General features: G+C 41.4%; 17 protein-coding genes. 7 read left to right on the plus strand and 10 right to left on the minus strand.

Features of this window, described 5'->3' with window-relative positions; all coding sequences use genetic code 11:
- The first annotated feature begins 24 nt into the window (after positions 1-24).
- Positions 25-753: a uroporphyrinogen-III C-methyltransferase gene (gene cobA / locus J3P43_RS15675; protein ID WP_255904154.1), complete on the plus strand. Its 729-nt coding sequence runs from the start codon at positions 25-27 to the stop codon at positions 751-753.
- Here cobA and J3P43_RS15680 read toward each other — a convergent pair.
- Together J3P43_RS15680 and J3P43_RS15685 are read right to left on the minus strand one after the other, a co-directional pair.
- The gene (locus tag J3P43_RS15680; RefSeq protein ID WP_255904156.1) at positions 750-1301 is read right to left on the minus strand and encodes a DUF2867 domain-containing protein; all 552 of its coding nucleotides are present in this window, start codon (positions 1299-1301) and stop codon (positions 750-752) included. The genes cobA and J3P43_RS15680 overlap by 4 nt on opposite strands.
- A complete protein-coding gene (locus tag J3P43_RS15685) occupies positions 1298-2317 on the minus strand; it encodes a glycosyltransferase family 2 protein (protein ID WP_255904158.1) in 1020 nt (339 codons plus the stop codon). The genes J3P43_RS15680 and J3P43_RS15685 overlap by 4 nt, the downstream gene beginning before the upstream one ends.
- Before the next feature lie 84 nt (positions 2318-2401).
- On the opposite strand from J3P43_RS15685, the gene J3P43_RS15690 reads away from it, so the two are divergent.
- From J3P43_RS15690 to J3P43_RS15705, 4 genes are all read left to right on the plus strand, one after another.
- Positions 2402-3007, plus strand: a complete 606-nt coding sequence (locus J3P43_RS15690) for a WbqC family protein (RefSeq protein ID WP_255904160.1) — start codon at positions 2402-2404, stop codon at positions 3005-3007.
- Positions 3008-3117: 110 nt separating this feature from the next.
- Positions 3118-4467 carry a magnesium transporter gene (mgtE, locus tag J3P43_RS15695; RefSeq protein WP_255904163.1) on the plus strand — a complete coding sequence of 450 codons (1350 nt, stop codon included), beginning with the start codon at positions 3118-3120 and terminating at the stop codon, positions 4465-4467.
- Positions 4468-4541: 74 nt separating this feature from the next.
- Positions 4542-5540, plus strand: a complete 999-nt coding sequence (gene bioB, locus J3P43_RS15700) for a biotin synthase BioB (protein ID WP_255904165.1) — start codon at positions 4542-4544, stop codon at positions 5538-5540.
- 174 nt (positions 5541-5714) lie between these two features.
- The gene (locus tag J3P43_RS15705; protein ID WP_255904167.1) at positions 5715-6356 is read left to right on the plus strand and encodes a DsbA family protein; all 642 of its coding nucleotides are present in this window, start codon (positions 5715-5717) and stop codon (positions 6354-6356) included.
- Positions 6357-6390: 34 nt separating this feature from the next.
- On the opposite strand, the gene J3P43_RS15710 is transcribed toward J3P43_RS15705, so the two are convergent.
- Positions 6391-8523 carry an FUSC family protein gene (locus J3P43_RS15710; RefSeq protein WP_255904169.1) on the minus strand — a complete coding sequence of 711 codons (2133 nt, stop codon included), beginning with the start codon at positions 8521-8523 and terminating at the stop codon, positions 6391-6393.
- A gap of 1070 nt (positions 8524-9593) precedes the next feature.
- On the opposite strand from J3P43_RS15710, the gene J3P43_RS15715 reads away from it, so the two are divergent.
- Positions 9594-10940, plus strand: coding sequence for a PhoH family protein (locus J3P43_RS15715; RefSeq protein WP_255904171.1), 1347 nt, complete (start codon positions 9594-9596; stop codon positions 10938-10940).
- 15 nt (positions 10941-10955) lie between these two features.
- Here the strand turns inward: J3P43_RS15715 and J3P43_RS15720 are convergent, their stop codons facing one another.
- The 6 genes from J3P43_RS15720 to purU form a co-directional block, all read right to left on the minus strand.
- Entirely contained in the window at positions 10956-11348 is a 393-nt protein-coding gene (locus tag J3P43_RS15720; protein WP_255904173.1) for a response regulator, read from the minus strand.
- 131 nt (positions 11349-11479) lie between these two features.
- Positions 11480-11857, minus strand: a complete 378-nt coding sequence (locus J3P43_RS15725; RefSeq protein WP_255904175.1) for a hypothetical protein — start codon at positions 11855-11857, stop codon at positions 11480-11482.
- A 209-nt stretch (positions 11858-12066) separates the two neighbouring features.
- Positions 12067-12630: an AraC family transcriptional regulator gene (locus J3P43_RS15730; protein WP_255904177.1), complete on the minus strand. Its 564-nt coding sequence runs from the start codon at positions 12628-12630 to the stop codon at positions 12067-12069.
- Positions 12631-12638: 8 nt separating this feature from the next.
- Positions 12639-13955 carry an ammonium transporter gene (locus J3P43_RS15735; RefSeq protein ID WP_255904179.1) on the minus strand — a complete coding sequence of 439 codons (1317 nt, stop codon included), beginning with the start codon at positions 13953-13955 and terminating at the stop codon, positions 12639-12641.
- A 96-nt stretch (positions 13956-14051) separates the two neighbouring features.
- Positions 14052-14672, minus strand: a complete 621-nt coding sequence (locus J3P43_RS15740) for a hypothetical protein (protein ID WP_255904181.1) — start codon at positions 14670-14672, stop codon at positions 14052-14054.
- A gap of 44 nt (positions 14673-14716) precedes the next feature.
- Positions 14717-15556 (minus strand): formyltetrahydrofolate deformylase, encoded by an 840-nt coding sequence (gene purU / locus J3P43_RS15745; protein WP_255904183.1) that lies wholly within the window; start codon positions 15554-15556, stop codon positions 14717-14719.
- Between the two features lie 119 nt (positions 15557-15675).
- Between purU and J3P43_RS15750 the strand changes: the two genes are divergently transcribed.
- On the plus strand, positions 15676-15987 hold the full coding sequence (locus J3P43_RS15750; RefSeq protein ID WP_255904185.1) for a hypothetical protein: 312 nt from the start codon (positions 15676-15678) through the stop codon (positions 15985-15987).
- A gap of 336 nt (positions 15988-16323) precedes the next feature.
- Here J3P43_RS15750 and J3P43_RS15755 read toward each other — a convergent pair whose 3' ends face one another.
- The gene (locus J3P43_RS15755) at positions 16324-17637 is read right to left on the minus strand and encodes a M23 family metallopeptidase (protein WP_255904187.1); all 1314 of its coding nucleotides are present in this window, start codon (positions 17635-17637) and stop codon (positions 16324-16326) included.
- Positions 17638-17672: the final 35 nt, after the last annotated feature.

Raw genomic sequence — 17672 nt, forward strand, 5'->3', positions numbered from 1 at the left:
TTTTTCGGGCCTTATCTAAAATAAATGCAAGAAGAGACTATCGTTCCCGAATTATATGTGGTTGGAGCGGGGCCAGGTGACCCGGAACTGATTACTTTAAAGGCGCTTAAAGTTTTACAAAAATGTAAGGTGTTACTGTACGATAATCTAGCCAATATCGAGTTGCTGAATTTTACGTCTGCTGATTGTGAAAAGATCTATGTGGGAAAACATCCTTATGGGGAATACACTCCACAAGAGACTATTCATGAAATGATCAAGGAAAAAGCCTTAGCGAAGGGGATGGTGGTGCGTTTGAAAGGAGGAGACCCATTCATTTTCGGACGCGGATACGAAGAGGTTCTTTTTGCCCGTGAACATGGCATCTCCACCTATTATATCCCCGGAATTACAAGCATGCAGGCCGCCGGTTTTGATAACATACCACTTACTCATCGCAACATAAGCGAAGGGATTTGGGTGCTTACCGGAACTAAGAAAGATGGAGGTTTATCCTCTGATTTACGCCTGGCTATGCAAAGTAACGCCACTGTGGTAATTTATATGGGAATGAAAAAGATTCAGGAAATTGCTCAAACATATATATCCGAAGGTATGGGCCAAACACCGGCTGCCATCATTCAGCATGCAACGCTGGCAAAACAGAAATCTGCCCGCGGAAAAGTTAAGGATCTGCCCACAATGGCCGAAGCGGCGAAACTTACCCATCCGGCAATTATTATTATTGGAGAAGTCGCCGGAATTGCCACCTAAAGCTGCTCTTTATGAATATTTTCCAGTTGCTTCACCATTCCTTTTAACATCGCAGGAACTATTAGCCTGTGTATCGGCCTTACGGGAAGAAAATAAAGCCGTCCAAACCAGTTGTTAAATTTTACAGTGGTTGAGATTATTAAGCGCTTTTCGCCCGCCCCTTCAGGATTTGGTTCGCAAAACAAAGATACTCTGAAATTTAAGTGTTTGTCATCTTCTCCTAAGATCACCTCTCTGTCTGTTTTTGAAAATACTTTGAAAAGTCCTAAAACTTCGCCTGGCTCGCATTTGAATTTTGCCAGCAGTTCTAAATGATTTTGTGGTTTAGTTGAAGCTTTAAGCCCCATGAATGACACCATCCTGTTCCTGAGCATGAATAAAGATTCCGTCCATTGGGGTGCTGAACGGAAAAAAGCTTTTCCCATTTGAGTGGGCGTAATGCCGGTATAAATGTCTTTTAACGTGGTTAGGTAACTGTCTGAGTAATGGTATTGCGAGCTATTTAAGAGTGAATTTGAAGGTAGTTTTGCTCTTACTACAGGCCTCATACATCTAGCTCTTTAAAGTATTTCTTCTTGTTTACGAAATATGCCCAAACAATACTTCCATTATAATAGCCAGCTTTATTTGATTTTAGTAGCGTTGCTTGCCGTTTCTTCCTGTTTTCTGAAAAGTCTTTAAAAAATGCGGTATGTGCCTTGCTTATCGCTAAGGCGTGTTTAAGCTTTCCGTTGAGCATAAACTTTAATAAAGCGATAAAATCAAGCCAGAACCTTATGAAAATAACCCCAAAAACTTTCCCGGAAGGCAAATTCTTGAGAAGCATCGCTAAGTTGTTCCTAAAGTTCAGATACGTTTTATAAGGGCTTTCAGCATTGAGTGTACCGCCACCTACATGATAGACCACCGATTGCGGGCAATACATGATTTTATAACCACGGTTTTTGAGTCGCCAGCAAAGGTCAATCTCTTCCATGTGTGCGAAGAAATCAGCATCGAAGCCTGATGTTTCATCCCAGCATTTTTTTCTGATAAATAAAGCAGCGCCGCTTGCCCAAAATATTTCAGACGACGTTTCATACTGGCCGGTATCATCCTCAAGCGTATCAAATATTCTTCCCCTGCAAAAGGGATAGCCAAACTTGTCGATATAGCCACCGGCAGCACCTGCATATTCAAAGCAGTTTTTGTTGTTAAAATCCTTTAGTTTGGGCTGGGTAACTGCAATGCTTTGATCCTGTTCCATCAATTGAATAATGGGCTCAATCCATCCGCTGGTCACTTCGACATCAGAATTTAGAAGAACAAAATAATCAGATTCGACTTGAGAGAGGATAGCGTTATACCCGCCGGCAAAACCCAGATTTTCTTTGTTTGCTATAATTCGTACTGAAGAATAGTTATCGTTAAGGAATTTGACAGAATTGTCTGTCGAGGCATTATCACCAACAATTATTTCAAGATTTTGGTAGCCGGACCGGAGCACCGAAGGAAGAAATTTTTCAAGGTAGTGTTTTCCGTTCCAGTTTAGAATTACTACCGAGACTTTAGGTTGGCTATGCATTAAAAGAAAGCTTGTTTTTTAAGCCGCCTCTGTAATTAGTTTTTATTTAATTTCGGCGGACCGGATACAAACATAGTACATAGAATGAACAAAGGCGCAATAATTCCCTTATTTTACCTTCCTCCAATAGAGTACTTCCACCAGGTAAAAAACTCACAAAATGTTTTAATAGAAAGGTATGAGCATTTTCCGAAACAAACTTACCGTAATCGCGCCTCAGTTCATTCGGCCAATGGTAAGCTGGACCTGATCATCCCTGTTCTAAAAGGTGCTAACGTTCACACTCAAATTAAAGATGTGAGGATTAGTTACGACTTCGACTGGCAGCGGCTTCATTGGCTTAGCCTGCAAACATCGTACAGGAGTTCTGCTTTTTTTGAGTTTTATGAAGATGAGTTTGCAAGGTTTTATGAAACCCGGTTCGAGTATTTATTTGATTATAACTCAGAGTTGTTGTCGGTATTGTTAAAGCTCTTGAAGATGGATGTTTCTCTTTCATTTACAGAATCTTACCGGTCTGAATATGTTGAACTTGCCGACTTCAGGAATAACATCCACCCAAAAATACCTTCCAACTTTAAAACCCCACCATATTTTCAGGTGTTCGAAGATAGGAATGGCTTTATGCCTAATTTGAGTATAGTGGATTTACTGTTTAATCAGGGTCCCCGAAGCGGAGAGTTTTTATAGCTGCATACACTTGGTTTTACACAGGTCGAATTCATTTTTATCCTGTGTTATTCACGTTTATTGCTTCAAAAACCTTGCTAAGAGGTCTCATTTTTGTACTTTAGCGAGCGATGCAATCCTTTGAGCTTAATAAAAGTGATATTCAGCGTGTCAAACAGGCACTTGAAGCGGATGATGAAGCTTTAATAGCTTTGCTGTCGGAGTATCATGCCTCAGAAATTGCAATTCTCTTCGAAACCCTTTCTCAGGAAGCGCGTGAACGGATAATCAATATCCTGCCTTTAGAAATTGCCTCAGAAGTAATTTCTGAGATGAATGTTGAAATTCATCCCGAGAAAATTCTCAATAATCTGACGCCAGACAAACGTACGGAGATTGTAGAGGAAATGGATTATGATGATGCAGCAGATATCATCAGCCTCCTTTCTGAAGAACGTCAGGATGAGATTCTCGAAGAACTTGATGCTGAAGATGCCTCCACCATCCGGAACCTGTTAACCTATGACGAGGACACAGCGGGTGGTTTGATGAACTCGCAGGTGCTTAAGGTAAACAGCGGATTGACAAAAAAGGAAGCCCTCGAAGAGATTATTCGCCTTTCTGAAGAAATTGAAGAGTTTTATACCATCAACGTAGTCGACAACTATAATCACCTTGTCGGGATCGTTTCGTTAAAAGATATCCTAAAATCAAAGCATTCCGTTCATATCAGGGAACTCGTAAAAGATGATTTTGTATTTGTGAAAGCTAATACCGACCAGGAGGAGGTTGCTAAACTTCTGTCGCAATATAATCTTACCAGTATTCCGGTTGTGGATGACGAAATGCATCTTTTAGGCCGTATCACTTTCGACGACGTGATGGACGTGCTGCAGGAGGAGAATACCGAGGATATGTTAAAGATTTCGGGGGTTTCTGAAGATGAGGAACTTTCGGGAAACTGGAAAGAGGCGGTAAAAAGCCGGCTTCCATGGTTGATTCTTAACCTCGGAACAGCCTTTCTTGCAGCATCTGTGATCAGGCATTTCGAACCAACTCTCGGACAAATCCCTATTCTTGCAGGCTACATGGCCATGATCGCGGGTATGGGGGGGAACGCCGCCACCCAGGCTCTTGCTGTAACGGTAAGGCGGATTTCGTTGAATGATTTAACAGATAGTCAGGCTTATAGTACCGTATTAAAAGAGTTTATGGTGGGCATGATAAACGGAGCCGTCAATGGCTTTATCGTTTTTCTTTTCGCCTTGTTGTACGATGCAAACCCCATGCTCGGGTTTGTGATCTTTTCGGCCATGACAGGTAACCTTATCATTGCTGGTGTAGCGGGTTCCAGTATTCCATTAGTGTTGAAAAGGATAGGCATTGACCCGGCAATTGCATCATCTATCATTATTACCACCTTTACCGACGTGTTCGGCTTCTTGCTGCTCCTTGGCCTTGCCAGCGAATTGCTTTTATAATCTGGCATAATCGTCATTCCTTCATTCAATTTTTATCCTAAATTTGTGCGTTATACATCGGAAAGAAATTTTATATGACGGAGACTAGACACGATTGGACAAAGGAAGAAATATCAGAAATATATCACAGTCCTTTACTTGACTTAATTTATCGTGCGGCCACCATACACCGCTTAAATAAAGATTATTCTGAAGTTCAGATAAGCAGTTTGTTGTCTATCAAAACCGGCGGCTGTTCAGAAGATTGTTCTTATTGCCCTCAGGCGGCACGTTATAACACAGGTGTTGATGTGCATGCCCTGATGTCAATTGACCAGGTAACGAGCGCTGCTCAAAAAGCCAAGGATGGTGGCGCGTCACGGTTGTGCATGGGTGCTGCCTGGCGTGAAGTTCGTGATAACCGTGATTTCGATAAGGTAATAGATATGGTGAAGGCTGTTAATAGCCTCGACATGGAAGTGTGCTGTACCTTGGGAATGTTGACGGAGTCTCAGGCGAATCGTCTTGCAGAAGCCGGTCTGTATGCATACAACCATAACTTAGATACATCCGAAGAGGATTATAAACGAATCATAACTACCCGCACATACGACGATCGATTAAAAACTATTGATAATGTCCGCAAAGCGAAGATTAGTGTGTGCAGCGGTGGTATTATAGGTTTAGGTGAAACCGTTGAAGACAGAATCTCTATGCTGAAAACACTGTCTAACATGCCGCAACATCCTGAATCCGTTCCCATCAACGCGCTGGTTCCAGTAAAGGGCACACCAATGGAAAATCAACCGCGCGTCCCCATTTGGGATATGATACGTATGATTGCAACCGCGAGAATTATCATGCCTGGAACCGTTGTGCGCCTTTCTGCAGGCCGAACAGAAATGAGTCTAACCGATCAGGCATTTTGCTTTATGGCGGGTGCAAACTCAATTTTTGCCGGCGATAAGTTGCTTACTACCCCTAACCCGGAATTTAACGCAGACATGCAGATGTTCGAGTTGCTTGGCTTGAAACCGCGTGAGGCTTTTAAAAACGGGCGTCCGGTAGGAAAGCAGGAAGAGGTTTCGGCTTAAGGCTGTTCAATATTCAATAGATACAAAGGCACAAAGGCTCAAAATGGGGTTTTTGTCTCTTTTTACACTTTTTTCTTTGTGCCTCCGCGCCTTCGTAGCAGCAATAACCAGAACTTTTACAGTTCAAAATTGTCTTCTTATCGTTCAATGCCCTAATACCTGGTGCCACTAAATATGAAACCGAAAATAATTTACGTTTACGATGCTCTCTGCGGCTGGTGCTACGGATTTAGTCCGGTGATAAAATCTGTCTACGAACGCTATCAGGACCGTTTTGATTTCGATGTATTGAGCGGGGGGATGATGCTGGGCTCGAGAACCGGTCCGATAGAGGTTGTAGCGCCGTTTATTAAGACTGCCTACCATACGGTAGAAGAGGTGACAGGAGTGGTTTTTGGTGAAGGGTTCCTTCGGGAAGTTGAAAAAGGGGATATGATACTCGACTCCGAAAAGCCTGCAATAGGCCTATGTGTCTTTAAATCTTATCATCCTGATAAAGCTATCCTTTTCGCTCACGATATTCAGAATTGCATAAATTTTGATGGGAAGGGCCCTAATGATGAAGAAATTTATCGCCTTATTGCGGTTAACTTTGGAATAGACCCCGACGAGTTTGTTCGAAAAATGCATGAGGAAGAATTTAAACAGGCTGCATATTACGAATTTGCTTTAGCTAAGCAACTCCAGGTTTCGGGATACCCGGCGGCATTTGTACAGGCTGCAGACAACCAATTTTATATGATTGCCAAAGGTTTTACCCGTCTGGAAGATCTGGAAGCGAGGATTGAAAACGTGTGGAAGGAGATAACTACCTAAATTAAAGTGGTATATTGTTATTGATGACTCTCGTTTACTTCTCCGTTTCGTTTATTTTGCCGCAAATCTTTAAGAGATCTCCTGCCACTTTATTTACAAAACCCAATTGCTCCGTTATCAAATGGCTGTCAACCGTGTCCTCTACTAGTTTTATGGCTGGCTCAGGCACACGGATTTCAGGCACTTCTAGTTTATCCACCCCATCATTTAAAAGATGGATGGCTTCATAGAGCTGGTAAAGTGCTTTTCTGATAGTTTTTACATGGATTGGGTTCACCTGTCTGTTCTCCCCCTGTTTGATTGTCGCAACCAGGGTGGCAATATACGACGATAGCACATGGTTAAGAACAATGAACTTGTTGACCTCCCTTACGTGCTTTTGTTTGTTCTTAGGTTCCGAAAGCATTCGCTGCAGAGCCGAAGCCATATTTGCAGAGCTGAGATAAAGCTCTTTACGGATTAATTTGTATTCTGTGATGTTAAAGCCTTTCCCGGTTAGCCCTTCAGCAACATCATGGAGGTAATTGTAGTTTGCCAGCAATAGTTTTTTCATGTATCCTTTTAACTGTGGGTATTCCCATGAAGGAAAAATGAAATAGCTGGCGATTAAGGCGATAAATGATCCTATAAATGTGTCGATAATCCTTTCCTGGACAATATTAAGATTCCCATAACCGATGAAACTGAACATAATGAGAATAAACGGAGTCATAAACAGTACGCTTACAACATAGTTGAGTCGTTGGAAGCTATAGGCGCCAACCATAAAAATCAGAAGAAATGCAAACCTGGCGGTTTCATCTTTCACGTAAAAAATAATCAGAGCCCCTGCAATTCCACCCACAAAAGTTCCAACCAGGCGCTGATAGTTTCGCTGTTTTGTAAGGCTGTACGCGGGCTTTAATATTACCAGAATTGTTAACAGTATCCAGTAACTATGTGCGCCGGCGGTAAGCTGCGAAATCAGGTAGCCAATCACACAAACTATAGCAACGCGGACAGAGTGCCGGAAGATAGAGGATTTAAAGGTTAAGTTTTCATAAAACAGCTTCAGATCGAGGTGCTGGTGAGTTACAAATCTTCCAAGGTCCTTTTCCGAACTAAGAGTAACCTTATTCAGTTTTCTTTCTTTAAAATAGCTGTAAATGGTTTGGATTCTGCTGATAATATTCTTGATATTGATCAGGATTTTCTTCAGTACCAGGTTGTTACTGATATCATCAATCTTTGCTTTTAACTCCTCCAGGCGCGGTTGAAAATCATGCAGAGGCTTTAATCTTTCATTAGCATTGATATCTACGCCCATGTTTTCCAGCTCATCACCTATCTCAAAAATGATTTTATGGAAACTGTCCAGGATCTGCGTAGGTCCATATTCCGAGCGAATCACTTTATAATCATAATGCGTGGCCATGCTCTGCTCAAAGATGTCATTGATATCCGAAAAGATAAGAACTAACAGCCTGGCTGTATTAGTTTGATACCGCACAATCATCTTGTTTTTAAATAGTACCTCACGAACATTATCCTGTTGCTCATGGACAACTATTTGCTGCTCCACTAACTTTTTGTAGTTATCATCAGGATCTTTGTTCAGTTTATAGAAGTTAGATTTCAGTTTAAGATATTGTCCAACGTGAATTACACATTCGCCCAAGGCATGCTGAGCAATCCGGTAGGGCCGTAATTGAGAGAATAGAAGACTCAGTGACAAATACCAGGCTCCGCCTCCGGCGAGATATCCGACATATTCCAGCAACGTTCTTAAGCTAAATCTCTGATCGATGGTTAAGATCATGATAATCAACACAGCCGTGGATATAGCCGACGCACGATTGCCATAAATGTTAAACATGGAGAAGAAAAAACACAGGAAAAATATCTCAATCGCGATTAGTGCCGGATACTGGTTAATTACCCCGGTAAGGAAGGCCGTAAAGAGCATAAAAAAGATACATGCCAGCATCGCATTCCTTTTATGTGCTACCGGCCCGGGATTATCCGGAATGCTTGTTGTAATCGCACCAAGCGAAATAGCGATACCAGTTTCCAGATGGCCCATTTGTGCCAGAATTAGGGGAGGAAGTATTACCCCGAATGTAATTCTAAGCCCATCTGAAAAATACTGACTGAAAAGAAATTTCCTTATTTCTTTAGTTTGCTGCATCTGCACTCGCTTTTCGCTAAGTTATAAAAAGCCCAAAAAAAGCTTGATCATTTTCATGCGAAATTGTATAAATGCGCACATCACCTGCGCTTTTCTTAAATTCTTTTTTATGGGTTTGCCCAAGTGTCTGTTGATTAGAATGTTAGCAATTTTTTAAAACAAAAGATATGATAGCTTAGCGGTGTCGCAGGACTGGATTTCACGTGGTAAGATGTTCATAATCAGTGGAATTTACTTTGGGATATGTCGATAACTTTTAATCATGATCCCCTTGACAAACATTTCACTTATGCCTAACTTAGTATCATCAAGTACAACGTTCTTTAACAGCCTGAAAAAAACAAAGGATTTCCGGAGCCGAGTAGCTAAAATGGATATCCGTAGTTTATAATGAAAGATATCCTGGCCTTGTCGCTCAAAAGGATTTCACGGAGTTAAAAGGTGCAGAAACACTGAGATACGTCTCGGTACCCTGATCACCACAGGCAATTAAAAGTGTAAGCTGTTCTTCGGAACACAACGCTGATAATAACAGATTTCAGAAATGTAAATCAAAGAAAATTAAGGCTTGAACCTTTTTTAATTGCTATGGCGATTAAAAATTGCAAACGGGAACTTATCGCTAAAACGAGGTTCCCGTTTTTTTTTATCGCGCGCAGCTTTTTGTTGATAAACCTGTTAGTTGTTGTGTATAAGCTGTTTATAAAAACAAATTATTTTTCTTTGAAAGAGTAGCAATTATTGCTAACTTAGATATCATCAAGCACAACGTACTTTGATAGCCTCAGAAATAAGATGATAGCTTCGGCTTTTTACTTATGAACGAGCGAAAGCTTTGAGAAGGCATCCAGAAATTAATTAATCTTTACGAAGATAAATTGATAGAAACGTAAAGCGGAAATTTGCCCTTAAAAGCAAACAAGAAGCAGTCAGAGAAACGGGTTTTGATAGCTTTATAGAATTATGGTTTTATAAGGTTAAAACGGGAATCCAAATCGAACGAGGCGGGTTCCCGTTTTGTTTTTCCTCATTTTTCTCGCAGTTTTTACATTTTTCTCTAAATTGCCATTATGCAGGATAAAGAGAAAAGCGCAGTTCAAAATAAGATCTTTGTATTAGATACATCAGTAATACTGCATGATCATGCAGCTTTCAGAAATTTCCAGGAACATGATGTGGCAATTCCGATCCAGGTGCTTGAAGAACTGGATAACTTTAAGAATGGCAATGAGAATAAAAATTTCGAAGCCAGAAGTTTTATCAGGATAATCGACGAAATCTCGAATAACGATTTGGTGAGCGACTGGTTGCCGATAGGCGGAAGCAGCGCCGGAAAGTTTAAAATCGTATTGGATGAAAAACTGGGGGATGCTGATGCTGAAGCTATTTTTGGCGAGGGGAAATTTGATCACCGGATTTTAAATGCAGCCCTGACTTTAAAGCATCAGCATCCCGATAAAAAGGTGATTCTGGTATCGAAGGATATCTGCCTGCGCTTAAAAGCAAAAGCGCTTAATATCTATGCTGAGGATTATGAGACCGGCAAAGTTAAAAATCTTGAAAAACTGTACACCGGCAGTACCATGCTGGATAATATTGCGGAAAAACAGCTTACCGAATTTAAACGCGGTAATTTAAGTATCAGCAAACTGGGGATCGATTCGCTGCCCGGAAATCATTTTTTGTTCCTGAAAAGTAAGAAGTACAAGGACTTATCAGCTTATTATAGTAAAAAGGAAGATAAACTGTTTAGCATACCGGCTCAAGAAGCATTCCGGATATCCAGCCTCAATCCGGAACAGTCTTTTGCAATGCATGCCTTGCTTAATCCGGAAATACAGCTTGTAACTATTCAAGGCAATGCGGGGACCGGAAAAACACTGCTAGCGTTGGCCTGCGCTCTTGAACAAAGGCGCGATTATCGTCAAATATTGGTAACAAGACCTATAGTTCCTCTAAGCAATAAAGATATTGGGTTTTTACCTGGTGACATTAAATCGAAGGTAGATCCCTATATGACGCCCATTTGGGATAATCTTAAATATATCCGTGATCAGTTTGCTGATGATCCAAAAATCCAGGCGAAGCTGGATGAATTGGTGAATAATGAGAAGATCGCCATTTCACCTTTGGCTTTTATTCGGGGAAGAACATTAACTAAAGTATTTTTTATTATTGATGAGGCTCAAAACCTTACTCCTCACGAAGTTAAAACTATTATCTCGCGGGCAGGCGAGGGTACTAAAGTGATTTTTACCGGAGATATTTTTCAGATTGATACACCGTATCTTGATTCTGAGAGTAATGGCTTGTCGTATCTCATTGATAAGGCTAAATCGCATCCCCTATATGCTCATATTACCTTGAAGAAAGGCGAAAGAAGTGAATTAGCAAATCTCGCGAACGAGTTACTATAGCTACACTTGTTCGGTTTAATTGTGGTTCAGGAAAACCTGTCTTATTTCTTCAGGTCTGAGGGGCTTTTCGAGGTATCCCGAAACGTCATCAATAGCAATTGCCCTGCTTATCTCGCTTTCATTTATTGAAGAGGAAACTACATAAATTCGGATCCTCTTAGAGATTTTGGCTTTAAATGTAGCGTACTGCTTCAGGAACTGCCATCCATTAATAACCGGCATATTCAAATCAAGAAAAATGACGTCTGGAAGTATATTGGTATTGTTGAGATTTTCATTGAAGAATTCGATGGCTTCGAGACCATCATGAAAAGAGAGCAAATGCTTCGAAAGGCCCTGTAATTTGATGGTTTTTTCGATGGTGAAATGATGGATTTTATCATCATCTATAATGCAAACTGTTTCCATGTCTGGTGGTGTCTCTATCGAGTGCGTGTAAGTGTTTAAGGTCTAATAACTGTTAGTGGCAATATGTCCCCGTTAGTGGTCTTGGTGTAGAAAATAATCCACGGTTTGTATAATTTAATGGAGGGGGCTTTTTAAAAAATATCTATATTGTATTTCACGGCTTCAAGATGATCATCCTCCCGGCCTTCCATAAACAACACCACCTTATATTCGGTAAGATTATCGTTGAATCCCAGAAACATTCTTCTGAAACATCTTTTTAAAATAGGAGTGAGGAGGGTGCTCAGTACTTCGCAATAATGAGGGAAGTCTTTTTTTAAGACATTGTCGTAGAAGTCGTTACGGTTAAAGTCGGACATGTTTATGGTTAGGATGCCGGCATTAAAAAAACCGCTTATTAATTCGCCTCTTACGTCTGAAGATAACCTGTCCAGCCATTCTTCAGAAAGTTCTTCAAAAATAGTGTTATTAAGGTTGATGCTAATTAACTGGCGGTATAGGTTTAACATACAATCGCGTTATGTATTGGATAGCTCATATGGCTAATATCCTCAATTTTGATTCCAAAACTGACCCTGATGAGATAATTTATAACTATTTATACAAAGTGCACTTTAATCGCTTTGAGATGAGTTTGTTAGTGTTACTTTTTAAGGGAGGTTTTGATTCAGTTAATTAGTTTAGGGTGTTTTTTTGTTGAGTGTCTGCTCAACAAAGGTTATAAGCTGTCGAGTGATTTCCGTTGGCTAATTCCGGTGCTTTTGAAGTGTTTCGGAGTCAATCCGGTGGTTTTTTTAAACTGAGAGGATAAGTGAGACACGCTGCTGTAACCATTTTTATAGGCTATTTCGCTAAGACTTAGCTCATCGTATATCAACATTTCCTTTACCCGCTCAATTCTTTGATTAATAAGATATTTCTCAATAGTGATTCCTTCAACTTCAGAAAAAAGATTACTGAGGTATGAATAATCCTTGTTGAGGCTCTGACTTAATATTTCTGAAAGCTTCAGCTTTGGAGTTTCTTCTGAATGATGAACCTGCGTTACTATAATATTTTTAATCCTCTCAATGATTTGCTGTCTTTGATCATCGAGCAAATCAAATCCGAGGTCATTTAACCGATTTTTTAAGGCAGAGAGTTGTTTGTTGTCGGGAGTGCTTGTTAAAACAACCTCTCCTAACTGAATATGAGCAAAGGTCAGGCCTTCCTTCTCCAGGGCCTGCTGAACCGCTGAAATGCAACGATTGCAAACCATGTTTTTGACGTACAACTTATGCATATAATGTTTTAAAGTTTTTCACCATGCTGACTCATGTCCAGCCCGATGCGCTCTTCGTCTTCTGAAACTCTAAGCGGCGAAATCATGTCGGTTATTTTTAAAAGTAACCATGAGCCAAAGAAAGCAAAGATAGAAACACATATCAGTGCAAGTGATTGTACCGCAAATAATCTAAATTCTCCGAATACAAGCCCGTTCACGGTAACCACATCCGGATTTATGGCCTTTGAGGCAAAAACACCTGTTAAAAGCATTCCTACCATCCCGCCTACACCATGGCAGGGAAATACGTCCAATGTATCGTCTATGGTGGTGCGGGTACGCCAATCAACCACGATATTACTTACAACCGATGCGATAACCCCTATGGCTAGAGAATGAGGTATCGTAACAAAGCCTGCTGCCGGTGTAATGGCTACCAATCCGACTACTGCGCCGATACAGGTTCCCATAGCAGATGGCTTACGGCCTTTAAACGCATCAAAAAAGATCCAGGCCAAAGCCGCTGCCGACGAAGCAGCCATTGTTGTACTCAATGCGATGACAGACAGTTTACCTGAGCCAAAGGCAGAGCCGGCATTAAATCCGAACCATCCGAACCAGAGCAAACCCGTGCCCAACAGAACGTATGTAATCCTCGCTGGATTGTGACTAGGCTCGCTTCGGCGTTTTAAATAAATAGCCGATGCCAGCGCGGCCCAGCCTGCCGACATGTGAACTACCGTTCCGCCGGCAAAGTCCAGTACTCCTAATTTAGCTAAAATACCATCAGGATGCCAGGTGGCATGAGCCAATGGGGAGTAAATAAACACGAAGAATAAGCAAATAAATAAGACGTAGGAGATAAAGCGTATTCGTTCCGCAAAAGCGCCTGTTATTAAAGCTGGGGTAATAATTGCAAATTTTAATTGGTACATCGCGAAAAGCGCGAATGGAATAGTGGGTGCAAGTTTCCATGGTGCGCCGTCTATTACTCCACCCATCATGAAGAAATCTGCAGGGTTTCCAATAATACCACCCAAGCTGGTGCCAAAGGCGAGGCTGAACCCGAATACAAACCATATCACCGTAACAATTGCCAGGCAAATAAAGCTTTGCAACATGGTAGAAATTACGTTTTTCTTATTCACCATCCCACCATAAAAAAAAGCAAGCCCTGGTGTCATAATAAACACTAATGCTGTTGCGGTGAGCATCCAGGCCGTATCAGTAGAGTTGATACTCTCGTATACAACTTCCTTTGCAGGAACGGAAGGGAAAATAAAACATAGCCCTAAAATAGCCAGTAAAATAAAAAAGGGAATTTTGGATAAAGTTTTCGCCATTTGATCGTTGGTTCGGGCGGCAAATATATTTTAAATAATAATAATTTCCGAAGTTCTTGATGTTTAATCGTTTTATTATTGATTTTAACAAGAATTTTATGGTTTTATTAATCCTTTAGTCAGTGATTTCCACTGTATTTCCGACAAACCAAGTATCGCCCCCGCTGCTACCAGCATATTTCTGGCTTTGTCGATTATTTTTTCGGTGTTTGTGTTAGGTTGTTCGTTTCTTCCATGAACTTCGGCACTTACCTGTAGTGCTCTGCGTTGTACTATGAACGTGCTGCTCGCGATATCCTTGAAAAAATGTGCAACATCTCTCTTTTCGTTTTGAGGATTGCTGGCTGGTTGTACGGTTATAGCTACAAGTTCCTGATCCAGCTCCGGATTACTGCTTTCTTGTATGGCTTGTATTTGAACCCAATCATATCCATCGCCTGTATCTGAACCTGGCCCCGGAATATTGATCCTGAAATGATCTCCTTCTCGGGCGAGCCTGTTTACCGGAGCGCCCCGAGCGTCTGTAAGTTTAAAATCGGCGGTGCCGCTGCCGGCGTAACTATGCCATTGGGAAATATTCAGAAGTCGTTCTTTCGCTGCCTTGTATGCAGTATAGGCTTCTTCTTTGCTTTTATAATCTTCAGTAAAGGAGGCGTCGGTTTTTTTACCTGTATGATTTTCCGGAATAAGACCACCAAAATTCTGTTCGTCCATCATTGATTTTTAGATGGATAAAAATTGAAAGGTGATAAAGTTTTATGTTACTCGAATATTATTGTCCGGTTACCCGATATAAAAACCCGATCCTGAAACACCAGCCGCATAGCTTTGCTTAACGCAGACTTCTCAATTTCTTTACCAGCAATCACCATTTGGGCAGCGTCGAACGTATGATTCACGGGAATTGTTTGTTGGACAATAATCGGACCTTCGTCCAGATCGTTAGTAACAAAATGTGCGGTTGCACCTAGTAATTTGACTCCTCTTTCATATGCCTGGCGGTAGGGGCTTGCGCCGATAAATGCAGGCAGGAAAGAATGGTGAATATTGATGATTTTATTTTTATACCGTTCGACAAAGGCAGGCGATAAAATTCGCATAAACTTCGCCAGAACGATAAAATCTAAATCATACTTGTCGAGCGCTGTGGTCAGCTCGGCCTCGAATTGTTCTTTCGTTTTATTCTCATGTGAAATAAAATGAAAAGGGATATCGAAGCGTTCGGTGAAAGATCTGAGTACTTCGTAGTTTCCTGCAACACAATTTACTTTGGCACCCAGGGTATTGAAAAAATGTCGAACCAACGTATCTCCTAAGCAGTGATACTCTTTGGTAACTAATACAGCAATCCGTTTTTCCGCTCTCGGATTTATTTGAATTTCTGCATGTTGCGGCAAGCCCTCCAGAAGTTCTTCTTTCAGACGGGCTTCCTCCATAACTTTTCCGGAAAGATCTATCCTTGCAAAAAAGCGCTCTGAAGCTTCATCAACAAACTCCCGCATAGCGGTGATGTTCAATTGATGTTGAGCAAGCACCCGGGTAATCAGGGCTACCAGCCCCACTTCATCTTTACACTGGATCAGAATTAGGGATTTGTCCATTCCGCAAAGATAATTTCATTTCTCATTTATACAGTACCCACACCTTCTCTCTTTTTCTATTAAAGCAAACAGTTTGCCCTATGTGATGTTACACCCATAAATAACTTAAATATAATATCATGAAGAAATTAATTTATACCCTGACCGCAGTTATCATGCTGAGTTTATCGGTAAACACATCAAGTGCAGCTTCTAAAGCCCCTGCAAAAGAGCTAACCGAACAGCAACAAGTTCAGCTACAGCAAATTCAGCGAAGAGTGGAAGAAATCAAGGCAATGGATAAGTCTGATTTGACCCGTCAGGAGCGCAAGGAATTAAGACAGGAGCTACGCGAAATGAAAGGTCAGGCTAACGCAATTGCTGGTGGCGGCGTTTATTTATCCGTTGGTGCAATTATCATCATTCTTTTGATTTTAATTCTAATATTATAATATACAACATCTGCTATAAAGCTCATCAGAACGAACAAATGGCCACGAAGAGATCCGGACTGGGCCGAAGAACGTGGTGGCGTGCCTGCTAAAATAAAAAATACGGGCAAAGCCGATAATGATGGGGAGCTGAGAATTCATTTTCCGGAAAAAAGCGACCATGACGATCGCTTCGAAGAAATCAGTTGGAGGATTTTTTTGAAAATTTTGACGAAAGTGAGTTAGAATTTATTTATCAGGATAAAATGCTGACAGAGAAACAAGTTCCGTTCATAAATTTGTTTCCAGAAAAATAGATGCCGTTTCCTGTGCCCGCACCCGGCACAGGAAACGCATTTACTCCCTGCTTATCCATCCCGACGCTTGTCCGGCTTCTACAAACATAAACTCTCCGAAATTTCCTAATATACTTACTGTGCTGCCCTCTGTTAAATGTGTTTTTCTTGCCGCTGATTTATCCGGCTGATCCAGAAGTGGCTGATTTGCGCTGAGTTTTAATTGTTTGAGTGGTTTTAAAGTTGTGTTGACAGATGAACCCGGGATAAAGCCAAACCGCCCGTCAGGCAGAGAAATGCGGTAGAAATTGGTCGTTGCTGATTGTATCGTTAACAAGGTGTTGATCGCAAGATTTGTGATACTCTTTGAATTTTCCGCAATACCTTCTTTTAAGTTCACAGAACTCCGGCTTGTTCTCATTGGTTTTCCGAGATTTTCTAATGCTGAAGTTATGGAGGGGACAGGCTTCACAGCAGGGTTCACGAACTCTAAAGGGTCGATTGCCCCGCCCATAGTGTATATTCCAAAGTGTAAATGAGGTGAGGTAGAAATGGCATTTCCGGTATTGCCCACCAGTCCAATGGTGTCGCCGGAATTGATCTTCTGGCCGGGCGATACCAGTTGCTCATCAAGATGTGCGTAATATAAACTATAATTTTTGTCGGATGGTCGCATGAAAATCACTTTCCCGCCGAGTTGATTTGTTGTAACGCGGCTTATAGTTCCATTCGCTGCGGCGAGTGCGGGAGTGCGTCTGGGTGCAAAAATATCGATTCCCTCATGACGTCGTCTGCCATCATCTCTATCGGCGCCCCAAAAGCTTCCTATTCTGCCGTTTTTTACCGGAAACGCCAGTGATGGCCCGTTTACAACAGTCAGCGTGAAATTACCCGTAGTCAATAGTTCAGGCTGAACGCGCAGAATATAATATCCTGTATCGTCTATTTCGTAACTAAATGCCTTTCCGCCTGTGTCTGCATAAGCAACCAACTTTTTGTTCTGATTGGCTTTAACCTCCCAAAGGTCAACATATAAAGTAAAGTTTGTAGCCGGTCTTTTTTGCAGGCTAATGCTGAGTTTTTCACCTCTCTTTGCTTCAAAGCGAATGGAGAGAGCTTCGGCTTTTTCTGCCGGGAAGTATCCGCTTTCTTTGTAAGGGATGTTCACGTTTAAAGGCTTTGAAAGACTCCGTTCGGCTGCAGAAAACCAAGAGCGACCCAGGGCGGTTGATTTCAAGCCTGCATCCTGCAAACTTTGGGCATATTGCTCATGTGGACTCCTTTTGCCGAATAAACCACCAGGCCCGCTGGTTGTACATGAGTTTAAAAAAGTTACACAAAGAAGCCAGAGTAAAAGCTTGTTATTACATTTCATATCAGCCGGTAATATAAAATGTAACCTTACAGCGT

The organism is Paradesertivirga mongoliensis (assembly GCF_024436395.1).
GTDB lineage: Bacteria > Bacteroidota > Bacteroidia > Sphingobacteriales > Sphingobacteriaceae > Paradesertivirga > Paradesertivirga mongoliensis.